Source organism: Amycolatopsis sp. NPDC003861, from assembly GCF_053605405.1.
In genome coordinates this window covers 1-11,097 of the sequence record NZ_JBSGJD010000291.1, presented here as the reverse complement: position 1 = coordinate 11,097, position 11,097 = coordinate 1, and the positions used below count along the sequence as shown (strand labels likewise).

The following is an 11,097-nucleotide window of genomic DNA, read 5'->3' as shown; positions in this document are numbered from 1 at the left end:
GCCGTAACTCACGTGATCTGAGACGGAACTCGCGTGATTGGGGCCGTAACTCGCGAGTTACGGCCCCAATCACGCGAATGACGGGCCTGATCACGTGAGTGACGGGCCGGATCACGTGGGTGACGGGTTACTGGCGGAAGCGGTAGGTCTTGCTGTCCCAGAGGATGCAGATGCTCGGGGCCATGACCACCACGCGGAGCGTGTTGTCGCGCTCGTCGAAGTCGATTCCTTCGACCTCGAACGAGCCCGAGCAGCCGCTGCGGAGCGGGAGCTGGCCGAGCGAGGTGACGTGGGCGGTGACGTCCGAGCCGTTCGGGACCGAAGCCAGGTCGACCTGGAGGAGCGGCTTCGTGGTGCCGAAGAGGCTGCCGTCCGGGTCGTCGGACGCGCAGAGCAGGCGGGTTGCGGTCTGGAAGTCGCAGCCCTGGACGTCGCGGACCGCGTGGTCCAGGCGGATCGTGCCGGCCAGAGGCAGGTTCTGCGCCGGGTTCGTGGCCACCACCCCCGGCATCGGGTGCACCAGGAGCCGGGTCATCGTGCCCCACTCCCCCGCCACCAGCCAGCGCGCGTCGGGCGACACCGCGGCGAAGGAGTTGTTGTTCGCCTCCCACGACTCGAGGGCGTGCTTGTAGTTGGCCCACGAGCCGTCCGGGGCCTGGACGCGGAAGAGCTTCGCGCCGCGGTCGTCACGCTGGTAGGGCTCGACGTACCAGCCCTGGGCCGAGCCCGGGTCGCCGACGTGGTTCCAGCCCTGGGCGTTCAGGTCGGCCGGGATGGTGCCGATCCCGGTGTAGCGGATCGTCGTCCCCGAGGGACGCACGATCGTCGCGAGGCCCTGGCTCTCGTCGAGGGCCCGGGCGTTGTCGGAGCCGACCTCCGTCCAGCCCGTGACGGCCTGGGCCAGCGCCGGCGAAACCACGGCGAGCAAGGCGGCGAGGGTGAGCACGATCCCGGTTCTGCGCATGTGCGACTCCGGTGGGTGAGGGGAACCTGGCCCGCTGGATCTACCAGGACTCCCCCACCCCGCACACCCGCCGAATGAAGGTTTTTCACGTTTGTTCGACGATTTGTCTCATTCCGGACAGCAGAAGACCCCGGCGGGTGCACCCCGCCGGGGACCTCGCGCCGGGATCAGTTCCCCGGACGGAGACTGTCGTAGATCTCCTTGCAGGCCGGGCAGACCGGAGACCCGGGCTTCGGCGACTTCGTCACCGGGAAGACCTCGCCGCACAGCGCCACCACGTGAGTGCCCATGACCGCGCTCTCGGCGATCTTGTTCTTCTTCACGTAGTGGAACATCTTCGGCGAGTCGTCGTCGGTGGTGTCCGTGCCCTCGGGCGTGGTTTCCGGCTTCGTCAGCGTCTCGGTGCTCACCCGGCCATTGTGCCCGAGTCCCCGCGCGAAAGGTCTCCGGCCTGGCAGGATCCCCGGCATGTTCCAGAAGGTGCTCGCGACGTTCGGCTCGGGCGGGGCGAAGATCGACGCCCGCCTGCTCGACCGCACCGCCGCCCCCGGCCGGCCGCTCCACGGTGAAGTCCTGCTGCTCGGCGGCGAAGTCGACCAGGAGATCAAGGGGCTCGCGGTGACGCTGCTGGCCCGCGTCCAGGCCCCCGGCGGCAAGACCGAAGACCTCCCCTTCGGCACCCAGCAGCTGGTCGGCAGCGAGGTCATCCGGGCCGGCCAGCAGGTCCGCGTGCCGTTCGAGGTGCCGCTGCCCTGGGAAACGCCGGTGACCAGCGTCTACGCCAAGCCGCTGGCCGGGATGGCGGTCGGCGTCCGGGCCGAGCTCGACCTCGCCGCCGCGGTCAGCGACCCCTTCGACGCCGACGCCGTCGCCGTCGAGCCGCTTCCGGCGCAGAAGCGGATCCTCGACGCGCTGAGCCGGCTCGGCTTCACCTTCCGCGAAGCCGTCCTCGAACCGGGCCGGGTCGACGGCGCCCGCCAGCAGCTGCCGTTCTTCCAGGAGATCCGCTTCACGCCCTCGCCGCGCTTCGCGACCATCTTCTCCCAGGTCGCGGTCACCTTCCTGACCTCGGCCGAGCGCACCGACGTCGTGCTCGAGGTCACCAAGCGGGTCCGGGTGAGCAAGACCGGCGGGTTCGGCGGCCGCGGCCAGGACTTCCTCGGGATGTTCACCATGAAGCCGGACGTGAACTGGGAGAAGCAGCTCGAAGACTGGCTCGACCAGGTCGCCCGGCCGCGCGGCATCTTCGACTGATGCGCTGGTCCGAAGCGGTCGCCACGCTCGGCGGCACGTCCGACGCCTGGCCACGGCTCGAAGCGCGCTACGCCGAGCCACACCGCCGCTACCACACGCTCACGCACGCGGCCGCCGTCGCGCGCGACTCCGCCTCGCTCGCCGAAGGACTCGACGAGACCGAACGTGCCATCGTCGCCGTCGCGGCCTGGACGCACGACGTCGTGTACGACGCGAAGCCCGGCGAAGACGAACGCGCGAGCGCTGCCTGGGCGCGCGAAGCCCTGGAGGGAGTCGCCGAAGCGCACGTCGAGCGGGTCGAGGGCCTGATCCTCGCCACGATCGGGCACGACGCCCCGCCGGACGACCTCCTGGCCACCGCCCTCCTCGACGCCGACCTCGCCGTCCTCGGCGCGCCCGAAGACCAGTACGCGGCGTACGCCCGCGGAGTGCGCGAGGAGTACGCGAAGTACCCCGACGACGTCTGGCGCGAAGGCCGCATCGCCGTCTTGGAGCGCCTGCTCGGGCGCGAGCTCTACCGCAGCGAAACCGCGCGGGCACACTGGGCGAGCGCCGCCGAAAGGAACCTGACCGCCGAGCTGACCCACTGGCGCGGCGAGCGGACCGATCACCGATGATGGTCCCTCGTGACTACCGCACTCTCGCTGCACGAAGAGGTCGCCTCGGCGCTGCGTGACGGGCACCCCGTCGTCGCGCTGGAGAGCACCATCCTGTCCCACGGCCTCCCCGCCGGCCGCAACCTCGACGTCGCCCGCCGCCTCGAAGGCGTGGTCCGCGACGGCGGCGCCGTCCCGGCCACGATCGCGGTGCTCGACGGCCGGGTCGTCGTCGGCCTGTCCCCCGCCGAGCTCGAGCGCGTCTGCGCGCCGGACGCCGGCTTGGACAAGCTCTCGCTGCGCGACCTCGGCCCGGCTGTGGGCCTCGGCCGCTCGGGCGCGACGACCGTGGCGAGCACGTCGGCGCTGGCCGCGGCGGCCGGCATCGGGATGTTCGCCACCGGCGGGCTCGGCGGCGTGCACGTCGGTGCCGCGCAGTCGTGGGACGTCTCGGCGGACCTCGGCGTGCTGGCGAAGGTGCCGACCGTGGTCGTCTGCTCCGGCGTGAAGTCGGTGCTCGACATCCCGGCCACCCTGGAGGTGCTGGAGACGAACTCGGTGCCGGTGCTGGGCTACCGCACGAGCGACTTCCCGGCGTTCTACCTGCGCTCGTCGGGCCACCAGGTCGGCTGGCGGGTCGACGACCCGAAGCAGGCCGCCGCCGTGATCGACGCGCACCGCGCGTACGCGGCTTCCGGCGTGCTGCTGGCGAATCCGATCCCCGAAGCGTCCGAAATGGACAAGGAGTTGCACGACCGGCTGCTCGCCGAGGGTCTCGCGCTCGTCGAGGACCGGGGCGTCCACGGCGCCGACGTCACCCCGGTGCTCCTGGAGCACTTCCACACCGCCAGCGGCGGCGTGAGCATCGACGCGAACGAAGCGCTGGTGCTGAACAATGCCAAGCTGGCCACCGAAGTCGCGGTGGCGCTGGCATGAACGAACTGGCGAGTGAATCGTCTGACACCGGCGGGATCGTGGTGGTCGGCGACGCGGCCCTGGACGTGATCGCCCGGCACGACAAGCCGTTGCCGCACGGCGGCGACGCGCGCGCGAAGATCCGGTTCACCGGCGGCGGGTCGGGCGCCAACACGGCGCTGTGGCTGCGGCACCTCGGCGCGGAGACGACGCTGCTCGCGCGGATCGGCGACGACCCGGGTGGCCGGCTCATCCGGGCCGAGCTGGAGGCGGCGGGCGTGCGGTGCGCGTTCGCCGTCGACCCCGAGGCGCCCACCTGCTGCGTCGTGGTCATGGTCGACGGGTCCGGGCAGCGCAGCATGCTGGCCGACCGCGGCGCGAACCAGCGCTTCGCGCCCGGAGACGTCACGCCCGAGGCGCTCGAAGGGGCGCGTCACCTGCACCTTTCCGGGTACGTGTTGCTCGACCCGCCGTCGCGCGCGGCCGGGCTCGCGGCGCTGGCGGCGGCGAAGGAGGCCGGGCTGACCACGTCGGTCGACCCCCAGGCCGCCGCGCACATCACCGACCCGGCCGCGTTCCTGGCCGACGTCCGGGGGGTCGACCTGCTGCTGCCGAACACCGAGGAGCTGGTCGCGCTGACCGGTTCGGCCGACCCGGTGTCGGCGAAGGAGCTGCTCGGCGCGGTCGGCGCGGTGGTGGTCACCGCCGGGCTGGACGGCGCCAGCTGGGTCGACGCCGACGGCGTCACGAGCGTGCCGGCGGTCGAGGCGGAGTGCCTCGATTCGACCGGCGCGGGCGACGCCTTCGACGCGGGCGTGCTCACCGGCTGGCTGGCCGGGGAGTCCACTGTGGACGTCCTGCGGCACGGCACGCGGCTGGGCGCGCTGGCCGTCGGGAAGGTCGGCCCGCAGCCCGGGTAGGACGTGTCCGGCATCGCCGCGGTCCAGGCGATCACGGCGTGCCGGGAAGGAGCGGCTCCCGGTGTCAGGTGTCCGTCCCGCCGCCCTGCGCCCGGTTCCGCTTCCACTGCGACCACAGCACGTCGCCGAAGTTCTGCCACTTTTCGAATCGCTCGTCCGGGCTCGCCGCGGCCGAGGGGTCGAACGTGCCGATGCGGGCCGCCGGGCCGTCGGTCCGCGGCGGGACGGCGGCCTGGCGCTGGAGTTCGTCCCGGAACTCCACCCAGATCTTCTTGGCCGCCACCTTCATGTCGTTCTCCACGCCGTCGAACGCCCGCCACACCTCGGCGAGGCAGTTCCCCGGGGAGAACGGCTGCACGAAGGCCATCTGCAGGTCGAGCCAGCCGACGTTGCCGCCGAACATGGTGTCCATGGCCCCGTTCAGGTTCCGGTTCAGCCACGTGCTCGACAGCCCGGCGACCGGGACGGCGATCGCGCGCACGCTCGCCGCCCGGCCCGCCAGCGAGGGCTCGCTCGAGTAGAAGGCGGCCACCAGATTCCGGAGCTCGATCAGATCCGTGGCCCGCTGGGCCGCCACGACCGCGGTGAGCTTGTCCTTGACCAGCGCGGTCACGGTCCGCCGCACGTTCGACTCGGCGGCGGCGGCCCGGCTCATCAGCAACCTGTCGATGGCGTCGGGGATTTCCGGCAGGACGGTCTTGTAGGCGTTCGTGTAGTAAACGAGTCCCTCGGCCGCTTTCAGGGCCCCGCTCCAGACTTCGCCCGGCACGCGGGGCTGGGCGGCGCGGAGGCGGTCGGCCACTTCGGCGCCGTAGGCCGCGCCGGCGCCGGCCTGGCTCCTCCCGCCACCGCAGGCCACGAACTTGAACGCGGTGTCCTTCTGCACCTGCCGCCGGTCGTCGGAGGCCTCGGAGACGAAGTCGGCCGGAGTGAGTCCGCCCAGCTTCGCCCGGTTGCCGTGGCCGTAGAAGACCGAGGCTTCGGTGGTGGGTGCCGGCGGGAAGACCCAGGAGTCGTCCCACTGGTGCTTCCCACCCGCCCCGGCGGCTCCCTTGGCGGTCAGCGACTCCTCGATCTCGTCGACCTCGGCGTCCCCCACCATGTTGTGCACGCCTTCGCCGTAGGGGTTGGGCATGCGCACCATCAGCCGCTGCACGGGCACCGCCGGCCCGGTCCGCCCGAGCATCGCCACCACGGCCTGGTTCCCGGCGAGCCGTTGCCAGCCCAGGAGCGGGTGGCCGGGCGCTTGACCAGGAGCGCGGACGGGACGCTTGGCCACGCGTTCGGGCTGGGGTTCGGCGTGTTCTTCCACGGGGCACCGGCTTTCCGACCGGGAGGCGGACTTGCCGCCTGTGTACGATCGGACACTACCCGTGACGACGGGCCTTCCGGCAGTTCCGTACGGGCACGGATCACTGCCCGTCAGGCCGCCCGTGCCGAACCCCGGCGCGCGATCCCTAGCCGTCGATCACCCGGTGAGTGGTGCTTTCGATCGCCTTCGCCTCGCGCTGGTAGGTGTTGACCTTCTCGGACTTGCGGGGCGGGCGGTCGTTGGCGATCAGCACCGCCACCCACGGCAGCGGCACCGAGATCGCCAGGAACCCCAGCGCGAGCCACCAGGTGTGGTAGGTCAGCCCGGCGAGGATCAGGCACGGGATCCGGCAGGCCATCATGATCACGTACTTGCGCTTGCGGGCGGCGAACTGCTCTTCGTACGACGGGGCCGCCCCGGTGATCAGCACCGGGTCCGAGTCCCTGGCGGGCGTGGTCACTGCACCACCTCCACGTCCATCGTCCCACTTGTGCGGTTCATGCGACACCGGGGTGACGCATCTTGCTCAGGGCGGCGAGGACGAGGGTTTCGATGCCGGTGCGCAGGGTCGGGTGCAGGACCGGGGCGAACCGCGGCGAGTGGTTGGACGGGATGTCGCGCTCGAACCGGCCCTCGGTCATCGCCGTGATCACCGTCTGCGGGTCGAAGCCGCCGACCAGCCAGAACACCGACGGCACACCGGCCGCCCGGCCGAACTCGCTGAAGTCCTCGCTGCCGGTGATCAGCGGCGCCGGCAGCACGACGTCGGCGCCGAAGTGGCTGCGGAAGACCTCGGTGAGGGCCTCGTTGGCGGCCTCGTCGTTCTCCGTGATCGGGTAGGCGCCCGACCGCTCGATCTCCGGCGGCTTCGGCGCGCCGGCCGTGGCGGCCTCGCCGTGCACGATCCGCTCGACCGCGGCCAGCACCCGCTCGCGCACGGCCTGGTCGAAGGACCGGACGTTGACCTCCAGGACGGCGTCGTCGGCGATCACGTTGCTCGCGGTGCCCACGTGCAGCGAGCCGACGGTGACCACGGCCGAGTCGGTGGCGGCGATCTCGCGGGAGACGATCGTCTGCAGCTTGAGCACCACGGACGCGGCCAGCACGGCCGGGTCGACGGTGGTTTCCGGGCGCGAGCCGTGCCCGCCGCGGCCGTGCAGGGTGACGCGCAGGGTGTCGGTGGCGGCCATGATCACGCCGGGCCGGGTGAGCACCCAGCCGGCCGGGCCGGGCACCAGGTGCTGCCCGAACACGACGTCGGGCTTCCCGGCGATGTCGAAGAGGCCGTCGCGGACCATCGCCGACGCGCCGCCCGCGCCCTCCTCCCCCGGCTGGAACACCACCAGCAGCGTGCCGGACCAGGTGTCGCGGCCCTTCGCGAGCAGCGCGGCGGCACCGGAGAGCCAGGTGGCGTGCATGTCGTGGCCGCAGGCGTGCATGACCGGGACGTCGGTGCCGTGTTCGTCGGTGGCGCGGGCGGTGCTGGCGTAGGACAGCCCGGTCTTCTCCTCGACCGGCAGCGCGTCGATGTCGGCCCGCAGCTGCACCACCGGCCCCTCGCCGTTGCGCAGCACGCCCAGCACCCCGGTGCCGGCGATGCCGGTGTGCACCTCGTAGCCGTCGCGCTCCAGCCGCCGGGCCAGCTCGGCCGCCGTCCGGGTCTCGGCGAAGGACAGCTCCGGGTGCCGGTGGAAGTCGATGTACAGCGCTTCGAGTTCGGGCAGCGCCGCGTCGAGCGGGGCGAGGACGCGTTCAAGGGTCACGGGGGCCATCGTGGCAGCATTACCCACCGTGAGCACGCGAAGTGGATTGCCCGACCTGTCCGACGACGTCTGCGCGCGGCTGCGCGAGGCCTTCCGGCGCACCTCCTACGACGCCGACGGCGTGGTCGACGCCCTCGGCGGAGCGGCGCACGCGGCGCTGGGCCGCGGCGAGCCGGTGCCGGCCGAGCGCGCGACCCGGGACGCGGGCGACCTCGGCACCCTGATCCGGCTGTTCCTGCTGGGCGGCACCGAGCCGGAGACCGCCGTCAAGGCCGCCTTCGCGCCGCTTTCGCCCGAAGACGCCGTCTCCGCCGGGGTGCTGGCGCCGGCCGCGGACGGCTACCGGGCCGCGCTCGACATCCGGCCGCACGGCGACGAAGAGGGCTCGTGGTGGGTCGTGTCGGACCTCGACGCCGACCTGCTGGGCCACACCGTGCCCGAGGACCACGTGCTCGGGGTCGGCCACGCGTCGCTGTCGCTGATCCGCGCGACGAGCCGCCGCCCGGTGGGCACCCTGCTCGACCTGGGCACCGGCAACGGCGTCCAGGCGCTGCACGCGACCCGGCACGCCGAGCGCGTCACCGCCACCGACGTCTCCGCGCGGGCCCTCGCCCTGGCCGCGGCGACCTTCCGGCTGAACGAGCTGGACGTCGAGCTCGTCCGCGGCGAGTGGTTCGCACCGGTCGCGCGGCGGAAGTTCGACCAGGTCGTCTGCAATCCGCCGTTCGTGGTCGGCCCGGCGCGGGTGGACTACACCTACCGCGACTCCGGGCTGGCCGGCGACGACGCGAGCGCGCTGGTCGTGCGGCAGCTGCCCGGGTTCCTGAACGACGGCGGCACCGGCCACCTGCTGGCGTCCTGGTTGCACACCGGCACGGAGGACTGGGCCGATCGGGTGAGCCGCTGGCTGCCCGCCGAGACCGACGCCTGGTTCGTGCAGCGCGACGTCGCCGATCCGGCGCTTTACGTCGGCACGTGGCTGCGGGACGCGGGACTGGACCCGCGGTCGCCCGAAGGCCGGGCGAAGGCGGCGGCGTGGCTCGATTGGTTCGCCGCCAACGACGTCCGGGGCATCGGCTTCGGGTTCGTCACGCTGCGGCGAGCGTCGGGGCGGACACCGGCGGTGGTGTGCGAAGACCTGCGGCAGGCCTACGACGACCCGCTGGGCCCGGAAGCGGCCGGGTGGCTGGACCGCGTGGAATGGCTGCGCGAGTCGGGCGATTCCTTGCTGGATGTCCGGTTTGTGGTGCCGGACACGGTTTTGCTGGAAAGCGTCGAAGAACCCGGCGACGAGGGCTGGGCGACGACCGTCCGCCGGCTGCACCGCACCGACGGGCCGGGCTGGCAGCACGAGGTCGACGAGCTCGCCACGCGGCTCTTGGCGGGTTGCCGCGGGGCGTTGCCGCTGGAGGACCTGATCGAGCTCCTCGCGGCCGCGCAAGGCCTGTCGCCGGAGGAGCTCGCGGCCGCCGCGCTGCCGGTCGTCCGGGAGCTCGTCCGGCACGGGATGCTCGTCCCGGCGGGCCGGTGAGGGCGGTCGCGGCCCGGGTCACACGGGCGGACGTGACGGTGGACGGCGAAGTCGTCGGCGCGATCGGCGAACCGGGTTTGCTTGTGCTGCTGGGAATTCACGTCGACGACGATCCGGCGAAGGCCGCCACGATGGCGCGCAAACTGCACGAACTGCGACTGTTGCGCGACGAGGAATCATGCGCCACGGCGAATGCCCCGTTGCTCGTGGTGAGCCAGTTCACGCTCTACGGCGACACGAAGAAAGGGCGGCGGCCGTCGTGGACGCAGGCGGCCCGGCCGGAGGTCGCCGAGCCGTTGGTGGACGCCGTCGTGGCCGAGCTGCGCGGCCGCGGCGCCACCGTGGCGACCGGGCGGTTCGGGGCGATGATGGCGGTGTCGAGCGTGAACGACGGTCCGTTCACGGTTGTCGTAGAGGTCTAGACCACTGCGATCCGGTTCAGTTTCCGGCCGGATTCATATGGAATTCTCAGGTTTACCGGTCACGGAACGTTCTCAGCAAAAGCTCAGCCTTGATTGAGCAACCGGATCGCTCCGGCAGCCGTCTTCTTCTATGACGAGCCGGGAACGTTTTGGGAACCCGGAGCGTTGTGCCAGATGTCCAGCCAAGCCGGCCGGACCGGCGTACCGGGTTCCACAGGCCCCGGTCCGCGGGTACGCACCGGTGGACGACCGCAGCAGCACGTTCAGCCCGTGACCGGGGAGGCAGAATGTCAGTCCAGACTCTCGAACGCGAGTCGCGCGGGATTCGCGAGCGCATCCCGGCTCAGACGACCGAGGAGCCGGCGATGGGCGTGGGGGCGCTCACCGACGCCGACCTCGACGCCCAGAGCCCCGCCGCCGACCTCGTCCGCGTCTACCTCAACGGCATCGGCAAGACGGCCCTGCTGTCCGCGGCCGACGAGGTCGAGCTGGCGAAGCGCATCGAAGCCGGCGTGTTCGCCCAGCACATGCTGGACACGGCCGAGGAGCTCACGGCCAAGCGCCGCACCGAGCTGGCCGCGCTGGTCCGTGACGGCCACGTGGCGAAGAACCACCTGCTGGAGGCGAACCTCCGCCTGGTGGTCTCGCTCGCCAAGCGCTACACCGGCCGGGGGATGCCGCTGCTCGACCTGATCCAGGAGGGGAACCTGGGTCTCATCCGCGCGGTGGAGAAGTTCGACTACTCCAAGGGGTTCAAGTTCTCGACGTACGCCACCTGGTGGATCCGGCAGGCCATCACCCGGGGCATGGCCGACCAGGGCCGCACGATCCGGCTGCCGGTCCACCTGGTGGAACAGGTGAACAAGCTGGCCCGCATCAAGCGCGACCTGCACCAGCAGCTCGGCCGCGACGCCACGCACGAGGAGCTGTCGGCCGAGTCGGGCATCCCGGCGCACAAGATCTCGGACCTGCTCGACCACTCGCGTGACCCGGTAAGCCTGGACATGCCGGTCGGCACCGAGGAGGACGCCCCGCTGGGCGACTTCATCGAGGACTCCGAGGCAACGGACGCCGAGAGCGCCGTGATCTCGGGCCTGCTGCAGGACGACCTGCGCCGGGTCCTGGCCACGCTGGACGACCGCGAGCAGCACGTGATCCGCCTGCGCTACGGCCTCGACGACGGCCAGCCGCGCACGCTCGACCAGATCGGCAAGCACTTCGGGCTGTCCCGCGAGCGCGTCCGCCAGATCGAGCGCGAGGTCATGTCGAAGCTCCGCCAGGGCGAGCGCGCGGACCGGCTCCGCGCGTACGCCAGCTGATCGTTCCCACGAGGGGCGGGGGGCCGGGGGGGGCCCCCCCCCGGCGGGTCGGCGAAACCCCAGACAGCCCAAAAGGCCCCCAGGGGCAAAAAAAAAACACA

At 72.0% G+C, this 11,097-nt stretch carries 12 protein-coding genes; 7 read left to right on the top strand and 5 right to left on the bottom strand.

Translation table 11 applies throughout. The annotated features are described in order from the left end of the window. Window positions 1–127: 127 nt before the first annotated feature. Window positions 128–964, bottom strand: coding sequence for a hypothetical protein (locus ACWEVN_RS41900; protein WP_452054982.1), 837 nt, complete (start codon window positions 962–964; stop codon window positions 128–130). A gap of 167 nt (window positions 965–1,131) precedes the next feature. After that, window positions 1,132–1,374: a DUF3039 domain-containing protein gene (locus ACWEVN_RS41895; RefSeq protein ID WP_176176076.1), complete on the bottom strand. Its 243-nt coding sequence runs from the start codon at window positions 1,372–1,374 to the stop codon at window positions 1,132–1,134. Between the two features lie 58 nt (window positions 1,375–1,432). Between ACWEVN_RS41895 and ACWEVN_RS41890 the strand changes: the two genes are divergently transcribed. From ACWEVN_RS41890 to ACWEVN_RS41875, 4 genes are read left to right on the top strand one after another with little or no spacing between them, the layout of a single operon-like run. Continuing rightward, window positions 1,433–2,218: a sporulation protein gene (locus ACWEVN_RS41890; RefSeq protein ID WP_452054981.1), complete on the top strand. Its 786-nt coding sequence runs from the start codon at window positions 1,433–1,435 to the stop codon at window positions 2,216–2,218. Then, window positions 2,218–2,835: an HD domain-containing protein gene (locus ACWEVN_RS41885; protein ID WP_452054980.1), complete on the top strand. Its 618-nt coding sequence runs from the start codon at window positions 2,218–2,220 to the stop codon at window positions 2,833–2,835. Before ACWEVN_RS41890 ends, ACWEVN_RS41885 begins: the two co-directional genes overlap by 1 nt. A 9-nt stretch (window positions 2,836–2,844) precedes the next feature. Continuing rightward, window positions 2,845–3,750, top strand: a complete 906-nt coding sequence (locus ACWEVN_RS41880; RefSeq protein ID WP_452054979.1) for a pseudouridine-5'-phosphate glycosidase — start codon at window positions 2,845–2,847, stop codon at window positions 3,748–3,750. Then, window positions 3,747–4,649: a carbohydrate kinase family protein gene (locus ACWEVN_RS41875; protein ID WP_449685423.1), complete on the top strand. Its 903-nt coding sequence runs from the start codon at window positions 3,747–3,749 to the stop codon at window positions 4,647–4,649. Before ACWEVN_RS41880 ends, ACWEVN_RS41875 begins: the two co-directional genes overlap by 4 nt. 64 nt (window positions 4,650–4,713) lie before the next feature. Here ACWEVN_RS41875 and ACWEVN_RS41870 read toward each other — a convergent pair whose 3' ends face one another. From ACWEVN_RS41870 to ACWEVN_RS41860, 3 genes are all read right to left on the bottom strand, one after another. Further along, window positions 4,714–5,928, bottom strand: a complete 1,215-nt coding sequence (locus tag ACWEVN_RS41870) for a hypothetical protein (RefSeq protein WP_452054978.1) — start codon at window positions 5,926–5,928, stop codon at window positions 4,714–4,716. 178 nt (window positions 5,929–6,106) lie between these two features. Then, on the bottom strand, window positions 6,107–6,421 hold the full coding sequence (locus ACWEVN_RS41865; protein WP_449685421.1) for a DUF3099 domain-containing protein: 315 nt from the start codon (window positions 6,419–6,421) through the stop codon (window positions 6,107–6,109). A 37-nt stretch (window positions 6,422–6,458) separates the two neighbouring features. Further along, a complete protein-coding gene (locus ACWEVN_RS41860) occupies window positions 6,459–7,724 on the bottom strand; it encodes an amidohydrolase (RefSeq protein WP_449685420.1) in 1,266 nt (421 codons plus the stop codon). 28 nt (window positions 7,725–7,752) lie between these two features. Between ACWEVN_RS41860 and ACWEVN_RS41855 the strand changes: the two genes are divergently transcribed. The 3 genes from ACWEVN_RS41855 to ACWEVN_RS41845 all read left to right on the top strand — a co-directional run bounded on the left by ACWEVN_RS41855 (window position 7,753) and on the right by ACWEVN_RS41845 (window position 10,996). Beyond that, window positions 7,753–9,255 (top strand): DUF7782 domain-containing protein, encoded by a 1,503-nt coding sequence (locus ACWEVN_RS41855; protein WP_452054977.1) that lies wholly within the window; start codon window positions 7,753–7,755, stop codon window positions 9,253–9,255. Continuing rightward, window positions 9,252–9,677: a D-aminoacyl-tRNA deacylase gene (gene dtd / locus ACWEVN_RS41850; RefSeq protein WP_310974855.1), complete on the top strand. Its 426-nt coding sequence runs from the start codon at window positions 9,252–9,254 to the stop codon at window positions 9,675–9,677. Before ACWEVN_RS41855 ends, dtd begins: the two co-directional genes overlap by 4 nt. A gap of 287 nt (window positions 9,678–9,964) precedes the next feature. After that, window positions 9,965–10,996, top strand: a complete 1,032-nt coding sequence (locus tag ACWEVN_RS41845; RefSeq protein ID WP_449679630.1) for a sigma-70 family RNA polymerase sigma factor — start codon at window positions 9,965–9,967, stop codon at window positions 10,994–10,996. The last annotated feature ends 101 nt before the right edge of the window (window positions 10,997–11,097 follow it).